This window comes from Pseudomonas cucumis (assembly GCF_030687935.1).
GTDB classification, from domain to species: Bacteria; Pseudomonadota; Gammaproteobacteria; order Pseudomonadales; family Pseudomonadaceae; genus Aquipseudomonas; species Aquipseudomonas cucumis.
In genome coordinates this window covers 307860-324550 of sequence record NZ_CP117454.1, presented here as the reverse complement: position 1 = coordinate 324550, position 16691 = coordinate 307860, and the positions used below count along the sequence as shown (strand labels likewise).

20 protein-coding genes, 1 tRNA gene and 1 pseudogene are annotated in these 16691 nt (G+C 58.2%); 13 read left to right on the top strand and 9 right to left on the bottom strand.

Annotated elements, in window-relative coordinates; genetic code table 11:
• Positions 1-350 precede the first annotated feature (350 nt).
• A complete protein-coding gene (locus PSH97_RS01455; protein WP_305447817.1) occupies positions 351-800 on the bottom strand; it encodes a carboxypeptidase regulatory-like domain-containing protein in 450 nt (149 codons plus the stop codon).
• Positions 801-968: 168 nt separating this feature from the next.
• On the opposite strand from PSH97_RS01455, the pseudogene PSH97_RS01450 reads away from it, so the two are divergent.
• The 4 genes and pseudogenes from PSH97_RS01450 to PSH97_RS01435 form a co-directional block, all read left to right on the top strand.
• Positions 969-1379 (top strand): annotated as a pseudogene (locus PSH97_RS01450) (PDDEXK nuclease domain-containing protein); the annotation flags it as partial.
• Between the two features lie 69 nt (positions 1380-1448).
• Complete coding sequence (locus PSH97_RS01445) at positions 1449-2423, top strand: alpha/beta hydrolase family protein (protein WP_305447816.1); 975 nt, start codon at positions 1449-1451, stop codon at positions 2421-2423.
• 37 nt (positions 2424-2460) lie between these two features.
• Positions 2461-2877 carry a hypothetical protein gene (locus PSH97_RS01440; protein WP_305447815.1) on the top strand — a complete coding sequence of 139 codons (417 nt, stop codon included), beginning with the start codon at positions 2461-2463 and terminating at the stop codon, positions 2875-2877.
• Positions 2878-2883: 6 nt separating this feature from the next.
• Complete coding sequence (locus PSH97_RS01435; protein WP_305447814.1) at positions 2884-3336, top strand: hypothetical protein; 453 nt, start codon at positions 2884-2886, stop codon at positions 3334-3336.
• Between the two features lie 70 nt (positions 3337-3406).
• Here PSH97_RS01435 and gabP read toward each other — a convergent pair whose 3' ends face one another.
• Positions 3407-4801: a GABA permease gene (gene gabP / locus PSH97_RS01430; RefSeq protein ID WP_305447813.1), complete on the bottom strand. Its 1395-nt coding sequence runs from the start codon at positions 4799-4801 to the stop codon at positions 3407-3409.
• Between the two features lie 553 nt (positions 4802-5354).
• Between gabP and PSH97_RS01425 the strand changes: the two genes are divergently transcribed.
• The 8 genes from PSH97_RS01425 (at position 5355) to PSH97_RS01390 (ending at position 11429) form a co-directional block, all read left to right on the top strand.
• The gene (locus tag PSH97_RS01425) at positions 5355-6128 is read left to right on the top strand and encodes an ABC transporter ATP-binding protein (protein WP_007897462.1); all 774 of its coding nucleotides are present in this window, start codon (positions 5355-5357) and stop codon (positions 6126-6128) included.
• Positions 6129-6141: 13 nt separating this feature from the next.
• Positions 6142-6888, top strand: coding sequence for an ABC transporter substrate-binding protein (locus PSH97_RS01420; protein ID WP_305447812.1), 747 nt, complete (start codon positions 6142-6144; stop codon positions 6886-6888).
• 78 nt (positions 6889-6966) lie between these two features.
• Positions 6967-7662, top strand: a complete 696-nt coding sequence (locus PSH97_RS01415) for an ABC transporter permease (RefSeq protein WP_305424152.1) — start codon at positions 6967-6969, stop codon at positions 7660-7662.
• Positions 7659-8348: an ABC transporter permease gene (locus PSH97_RS01410; RefSeq protein ID WP_123498398.1), complete on the top strand. Its 690-nt coding sequence runs from the start codon at positions 7659-7661 to the stop codon at positions 8346-8348. The genes PSH97_RS01415 and PSH97_RS01410 overlap by 4 nt, the downstream gene beginning before the upstream one ends.
• On the top strand, positions 8329-9558 hold the full coding sequence (locus PSH97_RS01405) for a methyltransferase (RefSeq protein ID WP_305447811.1): 1230 nt from the start codon (positions 8329-8331) through the stop codon (positions 9556-9558). Before PSH97_RS01410 ends, PSH97_RS01405 begins: the two co-directional genes overlap by 20 nt.
• Positions 9559-9901: 343 nt before the next feature.
• On the top strand, positions 9902-10726 hold the full coding sequence (locus tag PSH97_RS01400; RefSeq protein ID WP_305447810.1) for an FkbM family methyltransferase: 825 nt from the start codon (positions 9902-9904) through the stop codon (positions 10724-10726).
• Positions 10727-10804: 78 nt separating this feature from the next.
• Positions 10805-10880 (top strand) — tRNA-Thr (locus PSH97_RS01395).
• A gap of 225 nt (positions 10881-11105) precedes the next feature.
• Positions 11106-11429 carry a hypothetical protein gene (locus PSH97_RS01390; RefSeq protein ID WP_305447809.1) on the top strand — a complete coding sequence of 108 codons (324 nt, stop codon included), beginning with the start codon at positions 11106-11108 and terminating at the stop codon, positions 11427-11429.
• Between the two features lie 66 nt (positions 11430-11495).
• On the opposite strand, the gene PSH97_RS01385 is transcribed toward PSH97_RS01390, so the two are convergent.
• The 4 genes from PSH97_RS01385 to PSH97_RS01370 form a co-directional block, all read right to left on the bottom strand.
• The gene (locus PSH97_RS01385; RefSeq protein WP_305447808.1) at positions 11496-12206 is read right to left on the bottom strand and encodes an SDR family NAD(P)-dependent oxidoreductase; all 711 of its coding nucleotides are present in this window, start codon (positions 12204-12206) and stop codon (positions 11496-11498) included.
• A gap of 100 nt (positions 12207-12306) precedes the next feature.
• Positions 12307-12528 carry a tautomerase family protein gene (locus tag PSH97_RS01380; protein ID WP_305447807.1) on the bottom strand — a complete coding sequence of 74 codons (222 nt, stop codon included), beginning with the start codon at positions 12526-12528 and terminating at the stop codon, positions 12307-12309.
• Between the two features lie 159 nt (positions 12529-12687).
• The gene (locus PSH97_RS01375; protein ID WP_305447806.1) at positions 12688-13365 is read right to left on the bottom strand and encodes an RES family NAD+ phosphorylase; all 678 of its coding nucleotides are present in this window, start codon (positions 13363-13365) and stop codon (positions 12688-12690) included.
• Positions 13365-13775 carry an MbcA/ParS/Xre antitoxin family protein gene (locus PSH97_RS01370; RefSeq protein ID WP_305424164.1) on the bottom strand — a complete coding sequence of 137 codons (411 nt, stop codon included), beginning with the start codon at positions 13773-13775 and terminating at the stop codon, positions 13365-13367. Before PSH97_RS01370 ends, PSH97_RS01375 begins: the two co-directional genes overlap by 1 nt.
• 613 nt (positions 13776-14388) lie before the next feature.
• On the opposite strand from PSH97_RS01370, the gene PSH97_RS01365 reads away from it, so the two are divergent.
• Entirely contained in the window at positions 14389-15315 is a 927-nt protein-coding gene (locus PSH97_RS01365; protein WP_305447805.1) for a LysR family transcriptional regulator, read from the top strand.
• Here the strand turns inward: PSH97_RS01365 and PSH97_RS01360 are convergent.
• The 3 genes from PSH97_RS01360 to PSH97_RS01350 are packed head-to-tail and all read right to left on the bottom strand — an operon-like array spanning position 15232 to position 16654.
• Positions 15232-15549: an AzlD domain-containing protein gene (locus PSH97_RS01360; RefSeq protein ID WP_253547140.1), complete on the bottom strand. Its 318-nt coding sequence runs from the start codon at positions 15547-15549 to the stop codon at positions 15232-15234. The two genes, PSH97_RS01365 and PSH97_RS01360, sit on opposite strands and share 84 nt — an antisense overlap.
• Positions 15528-16244, bottom strand: coding sequence for an AzlC family ABC transporter permease (locus tag PSH97_RS01355; RefSeq protein WP_305447804.1), 717 nt, complete (start codon positions 16242-16244; stop codon positions 15528-15530). The genes PSH97_RS01360 and PSH97_RS01355 overlap by 22 nt, the downstream gene beginning before the upstream one ends.
• The gene (locus PSH97_RS01350) at positions 16241-16654 is read right to left on the bottom strand and encodes a GNAT family N-acetyltransferase (RefSeq protein WP_185047222.1); all 414 of its coding nucleotides are present in this window, start codon (positions 16652-16654) and stop codon (positions 16241-16243) included. Before PSH97_RS01350 ends, PSH97_RS01355 begins: the two co-directional genes overlap by 4 nt.
• Between the last annotated feature and the right edge of the window lie 37 nt (positions 16655-16691).

The following is a 16691-nucleotide window of genomic DNA, read 5'->3' as shown; positions in this document are numbered from 1 at the left end:
GGGCTCGGTTTCCGGCTATCTTCTACGACTTGCTCCTACACGCAGAGGGCTTAAACAGCGGCACGTTGCGCTTGTACACAGGGATGATCGTTCTGCATTCGGGACAACCTCGACTCACATCCCTCCTTGCTGTCAGACCCCGCCTCGCAATGCATTGAGAGGAACACCCGAAAACGGTAGAAGGCGCAACACTCGCCGATCTGGATGACAAGGGATGTGAGCTCTGAGCCAGAAGTAATGTGCATCGCCCGCTCAGCTTCTGAGCCTTGGCATTGCCCCCCCCTGTAGGGGCGTTACGACTGATTCAAATCGGGAATTCAGCCCAAGCCAAGGCGCAAAAGCTGCCTCCGTTAGTTTTCACTCCCCCAATGGAAGACAAGATTGCGAGCGGCACCACTTCCTACCTCCGCCGTATCACGCCGTTCCTCACCATTGCGTGTCGCGACGACGGTGTACTTGCCAGGTGGCAGCTGAACATAAACCAACGGGCCGGCTTCGCTCAGCGTCAGCACGGGTTGCCCCGGGTCTTTTTGAATGACCAAATTTACATCCGGAACATATTTGCCCTCTGCCCCGATGGAGAAAGTCATGTGCAGGTTGTAGCCCTGCGCTTGTTGAATGGCTCGAGCCTCATCCACTCCAATCCCCCCGGACAGGTAAGTAATTCCGTTTTGCTGTTGCTGCTGGACTTGCACGCCTGTGCTGTCGATCGGTTCAAGACTGGCGGCGTTAAGCACGACTGGAAACATCAGTACGCCGACGGCGGCGATGGGCAGCATGAATGAATGGACGTTCTTCATGATGGCGACTCCCGGGTTGCTCAGAACCCAATCGTTACTCCTTTTAGATTTGTTACCGGATGTTCAAGTTTTAGATCAATTAGCACTTGGGCTCACTGCGAATCGGACTACGTGATGGGCTCCTCAAGGAGCCTCTGTCATCGGCGTGGTCCTGCAAAACGAATTCGCCGGGATTTCATCCGCGACCCAGTGCTACTGGAATTTCTCGGCCTGCCCAATGCAGGCTTGATCCAGGAAAACGAACTTGAACAAGCACTGATCAATCAACTCAAGGGCTTCCTGCTCGCCTTCGACCTCAAGCGCGGCGTACTGACCCACCAGGATGTCGGCCAGATGGATATGTACGTGCGCATGTACGACGAACTCAAGCGCGGACCGGAGGATAGCCCCACCGTCGGCCTCATTCTCTGCGTGCAAAAAGATGAATCGGTGGTGCGCTATTCAGTACTGCAAGGCAACGAACAACTGTTCGCCAGTACCTACAGACTGGTGCTGCCGAGCGAGGAGGAACTTCGTACAGAACTGGATCGGGAATGGGCGGTGCTTGAGGAGCGGTTACTCAAGCAGAGGTCCCGATAAGCACCGGTGGATTGTTCATAAACGGCGTGAAGACTATGGTGGTTGGCTAACCGCAAAGGTTCAACGCCGATGAATTTGCAGGACATGCCCTCACTGGCCCCGACGCAACTTGAATTGCCGTTACCCACCGGCACACCTGGTGAATCTTTCAACGAGCCCGCCGCCGACGGTTTCATCCTTGGCGGCTTCACCTGGCGGCATGCCAATCAAGACCCAACGCGCCCAGTGGTGATCATCAACGCCGCTACTTCAGTTCGTTGCCGACACTACTCGCGCTTCGCCGATTACCTGTTCACCAACGGCTTCGACGTAATCACCTATGACTACCGCGGCATCGGCGAGTCGCGCCCTGCGTCGTTGAAAGGGCTTGAGGCCTCTTGGTCCGACTGGGGCGCACTGGATTTCGAGGCGATGCTGCAAAGGGCGCAACGCGAGTTTGCGCAACAACCCATCAATGTCGTCGGCCACAGCTTCGGCGGTTGCGCGGCCGGGCTGGGAACCTCCGGGCATGTGATCCGACGGCTGGTGACGGTGGGGGCTCAGTTCGCTTACTGGCGCGACTACGCCCCTGCTCATCGCTGGCGAATGTTTGGCAAGTGGCATGTGGTGATGCCATTGATGACCATGCTTTACGGCTACTTTCCCGGCAAACGCCTCGGCTGGCTCGAAGACACCCCGGCCGGTGTAGTTCGCGACTGGAGCATGCCCACCGCCCGATACGAGAAACGCCCCAGCGGTCGTGTCATCCACACTAAAAATAGTCAGCTCCCCTTCGCCAACGTCACTGCCAAAACCCTGGCGATCAGCCTCAGCGACGACCCCTACGGCACGATTCCGGCGATCGAACGCCTGCTCGATTACTTCACTGGCAGTACAAACACCCACCTGCGAATCACCCCCGCAGATATCGGCGAAGAAAAAGTCGGACATTTCGCCTTTTTTCGCAGCGCATACCAAGCCACACTATGGCCCATTGCATTGTCCTGGCTGCAGACCGGCGAGCTGGCCCCCGATACACCCGGGCGGCGAGTGCCACGCAGTTGATGGATGCGCCCCCTCAATGAATTACGGAACGACGCCCATGGCCTCCGCCAACAAGCAGAACAAACGCGCCTCCCGCGCCAAAGCCAAGGCCAAGCAGAACCGCACCCAGCGGGCCGCCGCGCCGGTCGAGCTGGACCCGAACGACGATCGCATCGACTTCGAATCGGTAGACCTGACCGAACTGTTCAAGAAAATGATCGACGCCGAAAAAACCAGCCAACAAACGATGTGCGCAACCTTCCTCGAAGACCCGCTGCTGGAACTGGTGTACGAGCAGGAAGGCGAAGAAGGCGCGATGGACTTCATCCTCGCGGCATTGATCGAATACCGCCAATGGTCCACCGAGACAGACGAAGCTGGCGCCCTGGCGTGGATCGAGTCTGCGGCCTTCCAGGCTGACTACGTGGCGGCGTCCGACGCCATCGCGGCCCAAACCCAACAGAAACCAAACTGAGTTCCCATGGCATCCCTGAACAAGCAACACAAACGCGCCAAACGCGCAAAGGCCAAAGCCAAGCAAATCCGCATGGTCGGCAGAAAACCCGCCGAGATGGACGACGACTTGGGCGAACTCGGCGAGCCGATCCCGGAATACACCCTGGCGATGTTCAGCAAAATGCGTGACGCCGAGGCCATCAGCCGCAACGACATGCTGCTGACCCTACTGTCGAACCTCGCCGAAATCATCAGCGACCATCCAGAACTGCTGGACATGGAAAACGCCGACAACGAAGCCATGGCCGCCACGCACCTGGCCGCCGACATGCTGATCGACTACCGCATGTGGGCCGATGGCATGGACCGCGACGCCGCCCAGGCCTGGCTGACCGACCCGCAATTCATCACTGACTTTGGCGATGCACTGGACAGTTATCGTCAGTCGCTGGACCTGCCGGTGGAAAAAGCCGAGTAAGGCTACCCCGCACGCAAAAACGGCCGCTTGTCATCACTGACAGCGGCCGTTTTGCGTTATGCGGTACGAATCAGTTCAGCACCACCGCGCCCACTTTCTGCAGCTTGCGACGGCGAGCCACAAACAACCCGGCAGCCACTACCAACAAGCTCAGCAGGCCGGTCGCGAGGATCTCCACGCGATGGGCTTCCTGGAACAGCATGATGGTCAGGGCCGCGACAATGAATACGATCACTGCGTAGGTCAGGCCCGGGAACAGCCACATGCTGAAGGCAATTTTTTCACCGCGAGCCATACGCTGCTTGCGCATACGCAGTTGCGAAATCGCGATCACCAGGTACACCAGCAGCGCGATGGCGCCGGAGCTGGCCAGAAGGAACTCGAACACGGCGGCCGGGGCCACGTAGTTAGCGAAAACCGCGATGAATGCAGCAGCGGTGGACAACATGACGGCCCAGTACGGCGTGCCGCTCTTGTTGGTGCGTTGGGAAACGGCCGGCGCATCACCGCGTTTGCCCAGAGAGAACATCATGCGCGAAGCGGTGTAGAGCGCCGAGTTCAGGCAGCTGGTTACCGCAACCAGAACCACGATATCGACGATCAGCTTGGCATTCGGGATACCCATGCGCTCCAGCACGGTCTGGTAGGAACCGACGCTGGCCAGAATCGGGTCGTTCCATGGCACCAAGGCCACAACGATGAAGATGGATACGAGATAGAACAAGCCAATCCGCCAGATGACCGAGTTGGTAGCCTTGGAAATCTGCTGGCCAGGGTTCTTCGACTCCGCGGCCGCGATGGTCACGATCTCGGTGCCCATGAAGGAAAACATGGTGGTCAGGATGGCACCCAGCACCGCGCCCATGCCGTTTGGCAGGAAGCCCTGAGTGTCAAACAAATGCGACACGCCGCTGACCTGGCTGGTAGGCAGGAAGCCGAAGATTGCCAGAATGCCAAGACCGATAAAACCGATGATCGCGATGACTTTGACCAGGGCGAACCAGAACTCGAACTCTCCGTAGTTCTTCACACTGAACAGATTGGTCACCGTTAGCAGCAACGTGATAACCAAGGTGAAGGCCCAGATCGCCACATTCGGGAACCAGGCATGCAGGATGGTCGCGGCAGCGTTAGCCTCCAGCGGGATGACCAACACCCAGAACCACCAGTAGAGCCAGCCGATGGTGAAACCGGCCCAGTGACCGATCGCGCGATCGGCGTACGTCGAGAAGGAGCCTGTGTCTGGCGATGCAACGGCCATCTCGCCGAGCATTCGCATTACCAGAACCACCAGAGCACCGGCGGCCGCGTAGGCCAACAGCACGGCCGGGCCTGCAGCGGCGATGGCATGGCCGGAGCCGACAAACAGCCCGGCGCCGATAACCCCGGCGATCGAGAGCATGGTCACGTGACGCGGTTTTAGCCCCTGCTCGAGGCCGTTGGAGGAGCTTTGGCTACTACTCATTAAGACTACCTTTGCAAGTAAAGCGATGACTTCGGCCCGGTCTGACATTCCTGCTCGTAAAAAGAATCCAACAGGGCGTTTCTTATTCTGCACGCAATAATTGCGCCAAAATGTTTCATGCTCCCGCTATACGGGGCCTGCCCGCCGATCGAGCATTCATCACAAGTCATTGAGATTAATGGCATTTCGCCAGAGTGCTACCCTGCCACCCACTTCAAGGAACGAATCAGCGCACCGGAAACACACCAAAAAATTCGTGCTCGCACAATAAAAGTGCAGATCAGGAACGTTTGTCCGGTTAGCGCTTCCAACACCCCGTCAAAGCTGGCAACATCGCGCCTTTTTTTACGCGACAGCCACGCCCACGCGTGTTCAAACGGCTGTTCGGTTGTTGATGGGGCGACAGTCTGCTGTGCCGATGCGACAACCTGCCACATGCCACCCGTTTACCGTCCGTAGCGCTGTTGGCTGCCATTCGAACGCTATGCTAGCTTGGCCGCCTCGCCAGGAAGGCCGCCAACAGCAGGAGCGCAAAACACTATGAGGAACGCACATGGCTGAGGCCACGCCCGCGCTTGAAATCCGCAACTTGCACAAACGCTACGGACAGCTTGAGGTGCTCAAAGGCATCTCGCTGACCGCCCGCGACGGCGACGTGATCTCGATCCTGGGTTCCTCCGGTTCCGGCAAGTCCACGTTCCTGCGTTGCATCAACCTGCTGGAAAACCCGCACCAGGGCCAGATCCTGGTAGCCGGCGAAGAACTCAAGCTCAAAGCCGCCAAGAACGGCGAACTGGTCGCTGCCGACGGCAAGCAGATCAATCGCCTGCGTAGCGAGATCGGTTTTGTATTTCAGAACTTTAATCTCTGGCCGCACATGAGCGTGCTCGACAACATCATCGAAGCCCCGCGCCGCGTGCTCGGCCAAAGCAAAGCCGAAGCCATTGAAGTCGCCGAAGCCTTGCTGGCCAAGGTCGGCATCGCTGACAAGCGTCACGCCTACCCGGCGCAACTTTCCGGCGGCCAGCAGCAACGCGCGGCCATCGCCCGTACCTTGGCGATGCAGCCCAAGGTCATTCTGTTCGACGAACCCACCTCCGCCCTTGACCCGGAAATGGTCCAGGAAGTACTTAATGTCATCCGCGCATTGGCCGAAGAAGGCCGCACCATGCTGCTCGTGACCCATGAGATGGGCTTTGCCCGTCAGGTTTCCAGCGAAGTGGTGTTCCTCCACCAGGGCTTGGTAGAAGAACAAGGATCGCCGCAGCAGGTGTTTGAAAACCCGCTTTCGGCGCGCTGCAAACAATTCATGTCCAGCAACCGCTAACGGAGCTACCCGCATGCAGAACTACAAAAAAATCTTCCTGGCCGCTGCTGTCACCCTGGCCTTCAGCGCCGGTGCCGCCGCCGAGACCTTGAAGATGGGCATCGAAGCGGCCTATCCGCCGTTCAACAACAAAGATGCCAGTGGCAATGTCGTCGGCTTCGACAGAGAAATCGGCGATGCCCTGTGCGCCAAGATGAAAGTCGAGTGCACCGTGGTCACGTCCGACTGGGACGGCATCATCCCGGCTCTGAACGCCAAGAAGTTCGACTTCCTGATCTCCTCGATGTCGATCACTGACGAACGCAAGCAAGCGGTGGACTTCACCGAACCGTACTACTCCAACAAACTGCAGTTCATCGCACCGAAAGACAAAGAGTTCAAAACCGACAAGGATTCCCTGCAGGGGAAAGTGATCGGCGCACAACGCGCGACCCTCGCCGGTACCTGGATGGAAGACAACATGCCCGGCGTTGAAGTCAAACTCTATGACACCCAGGAAAACGCTTATCTGGATCTGACTTCCGGACGTCTGGACGGCATCCTGGCGGACAAGTACGTCAACTACGAGTGGCTGAAAAGCGACGCCGGTCGCTCGTATGAATTCAAGGGCGACCCGGTGGAAGAAAGCGACAAGATCGGTATCGCCGTGCGTAAAGACGACCCCCTGCGCGCCAGGCTGAACCTTGCCCTGAAAGAAATCGTCGAAGACGGCACTTACAAGAAGATCAACGACAAGTACTTCCCGTTCAGCATCTATTGATTCTGACCTGCCTGACCGGCACCGTTCGCTAACGGTGCCGGTCCTTGGCGTTGCCTGCCGCGATTTGAAAAGAACTCCATGATTATCGACCTCTACGGATTCGGCCCGGCGCTCGCCGCTGGTGCGCTGATGACTGTGAAACTGGCACTCTCGGCCTTATGCCTGGGGCTGGTGCTCGGTCTGCTCGGCGCCTTGGCCAAGACTTCCCCGTACAAGCCGCTGCAATGGCTTGGCGGTACTTATTCGACGCTGGTGCGCGGCATCCCGGAATTGCTCTGGGTGCTGTTGATCTACTTCGGCACGGTCAACCTGATGCGCGCACTGGGCGAGTTCTTCGGCAACCCCGACCTCGAACTCAACGCCTTCGCTGCCGGCGTGATTGCGCTGGGGCTATGCTTCGGCGCCTACGCCACGGAAGTGTTTCGCGGCGCGATTCTGGCGATCCCCAAAGGTCACCGTGAAGCCGGCGTAGCCCTGGGCCTGTCGAAATTTCGCATCTTCACCCGGCTGATCATGCCGCAGATGTGGCGCATCGCCCTGCCGGGCCTGGGCAACCTGTTCATGATTCTGATGAAAGACACTGCGCTGGTATCCGTCATCGGCCTGGAAGAAATCATGCGTCACGCGCAAATCGGCGTGACCATATCCAAGCAACCGTTCACCTTCTATATGGTGGCCGCCTTCATGTATCTGGGCCTGACCATTCTGGCCATGACCGGCATGCACTTTATGGAACGACGCGCCGCTCGCGGCTTCGCGAGGAGCACCCAATGAACTGGGAAGTCATCATCAAGTGGCTGCCGAAACTGGCTCAGGGCGCGACGCTGACCCTGGAACTGGTGGCTATCGCCGTGATCGCAGGGTTGCTGCTGGCGATTCCGCTGGGCATCGCTCGTTCGTCACGACTCTGGTACGTGCGGGCATTCCCCTACGGTTACATCTTCTTTTTCCGTGGTACGCCGTTGCTGGTTCAGCTGTTCCTGGTCTACTACGGCCTGGCGCAGTTCGACGCGGTGCGTAACAGCTCGATGTGGCCCTATCTGCGCAGTCCGTTCTGGTGCGCCACCGCGACCATGACCCTGCACACCGCGGCCTACATCGCCGAGATCCTGCGTGGTGCGATCCAGGCGATTCCACCGGGCGAGATCGAAGCGGCGCGGGCGCTGGGCATGTCCCGGGCCAAAGCGCTGTTCTACATCATGCTGCCCCGTGCCGCGCGCATTGGCCTGCCGGCCTACAGTAACGAAGTGATCCTGATGCTCAAGGCCAGCGCCCTGGCCAGTACCGTGACGTTGCTGGAACTGACCGGCATGGCCCGCACCATCATTGCCCGCACCTACCTGCCGGTGGAGATCTTCTTCGCCGCAGGCATGTTCTACCTGCTGATGGCTTACGTGCTGGTTCGCGGCTTCAAGCTGCTGGAGCGCTGGCTGCGCGTCGATGCCTGCCAAGGGCGTTGATTCCTGCGTGCTGACGGGCGAGGCCCTGCTCGCCCGTTTCACCGCGCTGGATGCTTTTCTGATCGAGCATCAGGCGCTGTGGAAACCTCGGCCGTTTACCCATCTGCAACTGCCTTGGGAAGCGTCCTACCCGGAGTTGGCGTTTTGGCTACGCGGGCGGTCGCTGGAGGATGCGGAAAACAGTCATAACCAACCTTGCTTGCTCGATGCGCCTGAGCCGTTTGCTTCATTGGCGGCGATGTCTGCTGAACTGAGCGCGGTGGGTGAATTGCCGGCTCGTGCGCTAGAAGCGGCGGGCCATCGCTTGAATGTGGATGTGCCGGGACGCAAATGGCAGCAGATTGAAGCGTTCGCCGGTCGCCTGCAGTTTGCTCATGCACCGACGCATTGGCTGGATTGGTGCTCGGGCAAGGGCCATTTGGGGCGGCGCCTGCTGCAAACCGGTCAACAACTGACTTGCCTGGAATACGACCCGGCGCTGGTCGCCAGCGGCCAGGCACTCAGCCAGCGTCATCAATTGCATGCACTGCATGTCGAGCAGGATGTACTCGCGCCCGGCGCAGCCTCTTTATTGAACGCCGCTCACACGCCAGTCGCGCTACACGCCTGCGGTGATCTGCATGTGCGACTGATCCAACTCGCCAGCGCCGCCGGTTGCAAACAACTGGCCATTGCGCCTTGCTGCTACAACCGGATCAGTCTGGACACCTATCAGCCGCTTTCCTGCGCGGCCGAGCGCTCCGATCTACACCTTTCCCTCGATGATCTTGCGCTGCCGATGAGCGAAACCGTCACCGCCGGCGCTCGCGTCCGACGCCAGCGCGACACCTCCATGGCGAGGCGCTTGGCGTTCGACTTGCTGCAACGGCAACTGCGCGGCGTCGACGAATACCTGCCGACCCCTTCCCTGCCCAGTGCCTGGCTGGACAAACCTCTCGCCGATTATTGCCGCGATCTGGCCGCGCTCAAAGACTTATCCACAGTTGGAACGCCAGATTGGGCCGCGCTGGAAGCCGCCGGTTGGCAGCGACTGGCCGAAGTGCGCAACCTGGAGCTGCTGCGAGGCCTTTTCCGACGGCCTCTGGAGCTGTGGCTGGTACTTGATCGAGCACTTTTCGTCATTGAGCAAGGTTACTCCGTTCGCCTCGGCACCTTCTGTGAAACCCCACTCACACCGCGCAATTTCCTCCTCCTGGCAGAACGCTCTTAAACAACCACAGCCTGTGGATAACTCTGTTGATGGAATTATCGTGGATCCAATATCCACGCTGTTTTACGCCTGAAACACTGCTGGTCATTTTTTGTTCATACCAATAAAAAACCCGTAAAACAGGCATTTGCAGACAAATGAGAACGAGTCTACAAAATCGTAATGAACAGTTAGTCGTCCCTGATCCATTGTGCATAAGCATTTCATCAAAACGACATAACCGCCGAACACCGGACATCCGTAGCGGAAAATTGCGCCTTGCTACGCCCCTTGCTATACACGCATACAAGGACGCCGAGCGTGCGGCCATGAACAAGAAAAACCTGACCGACAGGATGCGACCGTGACGTTCATTTCTTACGCACAGAATTTCGAAGACATCCGCCTGTGGCGCGCCCTCAAAAATGTCGAAAACGGCTTTTACATCGACATCGGGGCCAACGACCCCACCCAGGACTCCGTCACCAAAGCCTTTTATGACCGTGGCTGGACCGGCATCAACGTCGAGCCCATGCCGAACTACTACAACGCCCTGTGCCAGCAACGCCCAAAAGACACCAACCTGCAATGCGTGGCCGGCGAAACCGCCGATGACCTGACCTTCTACGGCATCGCCGGCACCGGCCTGTCGACCCTCGACCCGGCCCTGGCGCAGCAACACAAAGACGCCGGCATGGACGTGCGCAGCCAAACCGTCAAATCCCGCACCCTGGCCTCCATCTGCGAACAGCACGCACGGAACCGCCCGATCCACTTTCTGAAAATCGACGTCGAAGGCCACGAAGAAACCGTCCTGCGCGGCATGGACTTCACCCAATGGCGACCGTGGATCATCCTCATCGAAACCCCATGGGAGCGCGACCAGACCTGGGAAACCCTCGTCACCGGCGCCGGTTACCACTCCATCCTGTTCGACGGCATCAACACCTACTACCTGGCCGAAGAACACCTGGCCCTCAAACCCGCCTTCGACATCCCACCGTGCAACCTGGACGAATTCCAGTTCTGCCGCGGCCACAACTTCAGCCACCCCGTCACCGACGCCGAAAACCACCTCGCCGCCGCCCTGCAACGCGCTGAACATGCCGAAGCGCAGCTGCGGGCGATGCAAAATAGCCGAGCCTGGCGTGCCCTGCAGAAACTCAAGAACGTACTGGTTCGCGGCTGACCAGACACCTGCGCAAAAATAGTCTGAATTCAGGGGTTTACAGAACCAACCCAATCGCTATAATCGTCGCCCTAACACGCCGGTATAGCTCAGTTGGTAGAGCAACTGACTTGTAATCAGTAGGTCCCGGGTTCGACTCCTGGTGCCGGCACCATACAAAACGAAGCCTCCACAGAAATGTGGGGGCTTTGTTGTTTCTGGGGTTTGGTGGGACTGATAGCACCGGCCTGAACAGTAGGCACAGGAAACCTCTCAACCATCAATGAGCCGATTTCCCTCTGCTACGCTTCACAAGCCACTGCTTTCCTCAGTTGTGATTTCCGGTAAGTACGTGGCACCACACGACCCAAAGAAACACAAACGAGTAAGGAACACTCACATGACTCTTCACAAAATAACCTTGGCTGGTGCGCTGTTATTCACGCTGGCCGGCTGCAACTCCATCGCCAGCAGTACCAACACGCTAACCGATGAGCAGATCAAATCTCAGAGTGCCGGTGCGTTGGGCTATTCACCTTCTGACTTGAGTATTGTCAGCCGTCGTACCGAAGGTACTAATACTTATGTCGCGTTGAAAACCAACGATAATCAGCAATTCAACTGCATCATTAACGGCGGCAACCTGTTGACGCTAGGTATGACCAATCCGCCCTCATGCGCGAAGAAAGGTGAACAGATCAAGGTAGCGCCGTTCGGAGGTTAATGATTCAAGGATGAGAGCGCTGGTCGTCGTCCTTGCTGTGAACAGCGCCCTACTCCTGAACAGCTCTTAGTGCCCTGCACTCTGCCCGCCATCTACATGCAGGATTTCGCCGGTGACAAAGTTGGCGCTGTCCAGATAAACAACAGCCTGAGCAATATCGCTGATCTCCCCCATGTGCCCAACCGGGTGCAGATTCCCCAGTGCTTCGTGAGTTTCCTCACCATGCATCGGCGTTTTGATGATGCCCGGGGAAACCGCGTTCACCCGAATCCCGCGTTTGGCGTACTCAATGGCCAGGGATTTGGTCGCCGCGTTCAGACCACCCTTGGTCAACGACGCCAGTACCGACGGCACACCGTCGATGGCGTGGTCCGTCAGGCTGGTGGTGATGTTGACGACGTGGCCGCTGCCTTGTTTTTCCATCTCGGTGATCGCGAGTTGGGTGATGTAGAAGAAGCCATTCAGGTTCACCGACAGCACTGCGGCGTAGTCTTCCTGGGTGTAGGCGGTGAACGGCTTGGCGACGAAGATCCCGGCGTTGTTGACCAGGGTATCGATGCGGCCAAAACGTTCGATCGTTTCACGGATGACTCGCTGGGCGATCGCCGGGTCGCCGATATCGCCGGCAACGGTGTGGATGTCTGGATCGGTGGATGGCTGGATCGAACGCGAAGTGGCGACTACCCGGTAATCGAGATCACGGAAGGCCTTGACCATGCCAGCGCCGAGACCTTGGGAGGCGCCAGTAATCACGATGACTTTTTTCGAATTGCTCATGATGAACCTCTACTCATAGTGATGGTTTGAAAAAATGATCAATCAGGCTTCGGCGGGGGCCCTGCGCCATCGGAAATGAAATCGATGGTGACGGACGCAGTCATGACTGCCCCTGCGCCTCAGCCTGTTGTTTTCGATACTGAGTGGTGGTCATCCCGGCATAGCCCCAGTTATCGGTGTCGACTTCTTCGATCACGATGTGGGTCAGGTCCGGGCGCTTGTTGAGGACACGTTCCAGTGTTTCCGTGATTTCGGCGATTACCTGAGCTTTTTGCTCTGAGGTAACACCATCGCGGGTGATGCGTACGCTTACGAAAGGCATGAGGAATCTCCAGTGACCTTCCCTTCGAGAGGATGGGGAGGTGGTGTGGAGATCAATGTAGGGGGTTGGTTTAGGGGGATAAAGGTGGGAGCGGGAACATCATTCGTTACGTGGTGTAATGACTACGTCGATGGTTTTTTTGCGTTTCGTTGGCTTCATTCACATCTCGCTGACCTCAAACACAAACGAAATCTTCCGGCTGCTCGCACTCCACACATAACGAATGTGCTTCCCTTGCTTCGGAATAGAAACCGCCGGTGGGCGAAACGCGGCAACACATTCATGGCCAGGCAGGCGAACGCTGTTGTAGAGCAAACCCCATGACAATGTTTCGCGCAGTTGGCGGGCAAAGGCCTGGGAGGGGCCGTAGGCGTTGGGGTCCGGATCGTGGAGGTGGGGGTAGTCTTGGCGGATGTCATGCAGGGGTTTGACGACCTGGTTGACGTAGGTGCGCATGGTCAACTCGAGGTCGGGTTCGTTGGTCGCAGCGAGGAAGCGTTCCTGGTGATAACTCGTCTCGGCGATGGCGGCAGTCTGGCTGCTGGCGCCGTAGTAGACGCCGAAGGTGCCGTCGGTGAAGCGGCTGGTTTTGCCAATATGGGTAAAGGCGGCCATAACGGGTGTGGAGCCGGGGCCGGAGATGTGGTCTTCGGGGCGCACGCGGGAGAGCACGCCGGCTTCTTCCATCAACCGATCGTTGGTCAGGGCTTCCAGCGCGTAGGCGGTGGGCAGGTCTTCGGGATCGAGTACGTCTTCGAACAACGAGATCGGCGGGAAGCAGCTGTTGACGATCCGATAGGCCCGCGGCCATTGCGGATCGGCCAGCTCCGGCGCCATCAACCGCGCACTCCATCGAGGTAGCGGCGCACGTCAGCGATGTCGACCACGCGGCCGGCCAGCATGTAGGACAGCGCCGACTGGCCATTGAACGGCGCGGCGGTGTTCGGGCTGCTGACCCAAGTGTAGGCGCGCTCGCGGCTGTTGCTGAAGATGATGCTCAGCGCTTTGTGGATGCCCATCAAATACGAGATGCGTTCCAGGGTGTCGTGGGGCAGGCGCACGTTCGGTGGCAGGTGTTTGTACTTGTAAAACGTTGTATTACCGACTTTGCCCAAAAGGGTGCGTTGCTGCTCGGCGGTGCAGCCCCAGCGTTCCATGAGGTTGAAAAAGAACTTGAGCGCGACTCGACCGGCTTCGGGAGTCTCGAGTTGTTGCTGTGGGCTGAGGGCGATGGTTGAGGCTGGCATGGGTAGCCTCCTTGAATGTGCGATGTCTTGAATTCAGACTAATACAGATACGAATAGATATGAAATTTTAATTCGCAAGCGTATTGATCTGTTTCCCCATCGAAAAGAGATTTTTCGCAGCCCGAAAAAGACGCCGACACACGGTCAAAAACTCCCGTTGACACCCGCCTCACCCGGGCAGAGAATTTAATCGAGAGCGCGAAACCGACTGCCTTCAGGTGGCGATAGTCGATGTAGGAACCCCGTTGATGACCTGAAAATCAGCGCTCGGGTAAACCTCTCCTCCCCTGCTTGAGGGAGCACAATATCAAGCACCTATTCATGAAAGCAGCCTGATCAGGCTGCTTTTTTTTGCCTTGGAAAAAGGTTTCGCTGATATCCAAAAAAACGCCCACACCTCCCCATCTGGGCCATTTTTTGACCTCGATCACCTCCCCCCCACCAAAAACCCCGATCCTGTGTAAGCCTCCAGCCATCGGACGCGGAATCAATTCGCTACTAAACTCGGGACAAGCATGCTCAGGTGCAGGATCATAGCCAGCACGCGACCGACGCCCACCGGGGCGGCCAGGTACACAACAATAGCCAGCCCACTTTAGAGGGCATTACCCAAATGGATAGCAGAACCTTACGCAATCTCATGCGCATCGTGCAGACCGGCTCATTGTCGGCGGCGGCAGAGCGTTCCTGTTTGACCGTGCAGGCATTGGCCGCGCAGTTGAACAAGGTCGAAGAGCAGTTCGGTTTTCGGTTGTTTCGTCGCTCCAACAAGGGGTTGACTCTGACAACACAGGGCACGGAGCTCACGCCCTACATGGACAAGGTATTGGTCGCCACGCGGCAACTGGAAGAGAAGGTCGCCGCACTCAAGGTGCCTAGTCAGCGCACGCTCAAGGTTGCACTGAACACCACGCTCTCGGCCGACTTCAACCGGCGCATGATCGGACGCCTCATTGAGGTGTTTCCTGATTATCAGCTGGAGTTCAGCTACGCCGAGTCGATGGAAAACCTCAGCAAGTTGAAGAACGAGGACTTCGACCTTGCCGTACTTATCGGCCCGCAGCAGCCGGGGTTACCCAGCATTGCCCTGCCCCATATACAGGTGCAGGTGGTCGGTGCTCATTGCGGTCAGGAAAACGATCCGCTGATGCTGCTCGGCAATAAGTTTCAGGTTCGTCCTGCCGACGATTGTCCGTATTCCCACAGCTTCTTGCGTTTTCTCGACGCCGGCCTTGGTAATTACGAGTCAGGCAAGCGGATGATCTATTCCTGCAGCGAGACCCTGACCCTCTCGTTGATCACGCAAATGGACGGCCTCGGCATGGTTTCCCGTGAGGCGGCCCTGCGTAACGGCCTGACCATTTTTCCGGGTTTCGAGGATTCCCTTGAAGTGCGGTTGGCGGTCAATAATCCCGAGTTGTCGGGACAGGCCTTGAACGACGTGGTCGCTCTGTCGCTACATGAACGATCCGAGCGCGATGTACGCAGCCGTTCCCACCGCTACGCTGAGAAAGAGGTTTTTGCTGAAATACGCACATAACAACGTCGGAATGGCTGCATAAAATTCCGGGCGATCGAGCTGCACCTGCTGATCCTTGATCAACAGCGGCGTAAGGCTGATGGCAGCGACGATCGCCACCGGCAGGTATTCCAGCGCCCGGGCGACCAGGGGTGGCCAATGATCGGTGCTCACCTGCAACGGCAGCGCGCGCGGCAGGAAAGTCACGGCCATCATCAGTGCGACGACCAGGATCAGGAACGTTTGGTCAGGCATACACCCACCCCGCAGCCCACGAATGTGGCAATGAACACGTTAAAGGGTGAATTGCCGATCAGGCTCAGGACACCCATGCAGACGACCGCGGCCAGTGCGGCGATCAGTTTGTTGCGGGTGTTGCACAGCGATACCAGGACGTAGAGCATCATCGCGGTCAGTGCATAGTCGAGCTGGTACTTGATCAGGTGCGCCGCGTACTGCGCGCAGATTGCGCCCAGCAAACCGCCCAGCACCCACGACGTGTGACAATACAGATTGAAGCCGATCAGGTATCGCACATTGACCGGCGTGCCCTTGCCCAGCTTGACGCTGTGGAAGGCAAACGATTCATCGGTCAGCCCGCCGGCATAACACCAGCGCTCGAAACGACTGAGCCCCATGGCCTGCAAGGCCTTGGCCATGTAGACCGACATCAGCATGTGCCGTGCATTGATCAGAAACGTGGTGAGGATGATGGTGGTCAGCGACGCGCCGCTGGAAATCAGCGCCAGGGCGGCGAACTGCGAGGCACCGGCGTAGACAAACAGGCACATCGCGACCGGCAGCCACACGGGCAACCCGGCATTGACGGCCATCAAACCGAACACAAAGGACACCGTGAAGTAGCCCGCAATCACCGGGCTGGCTTCAGCGAACGTGCGCGAGGGCTGGGGCTCGACCATCAGCGGCTGGCTGCTGGACGTCTCATTCATAAGTCCCTCTCAAAGGTCGTTTCGCCGCGCGGCTCGCAAAAGCCCTGGGCACTCCAAAAACGTTTGCCGGCAAGGTTAGCATCGTCGACGAACAGGAACATCCGCAGCACACCGACTCGTTTCATGTCTGCCGACGCCGCTTCCACCAGGCGCTGACCGACGCCCTGGCTGCGATACACCGGGCTCACCGCCAGGTGATTGATGGTGCCACGGCTGCCGAGCATGCCGCCCAACACCGCGCCGACCACTTCGCCACGGATATCGAGCGCGAGGAACGCAGCGGTGGTTTTTTGCACCAACACACCGCGCAGGCATTTGGCGTCCTGCCATTCACAGAACGACACTTCTTCGAACTGGCGAAAGAAGCGCTCCAGGCGTTGGGCATCCTTGGCCGTCGCGCGCTGCAACATCACCGGTGCAGCGCACTCGGCGATGTGTATCATGGGA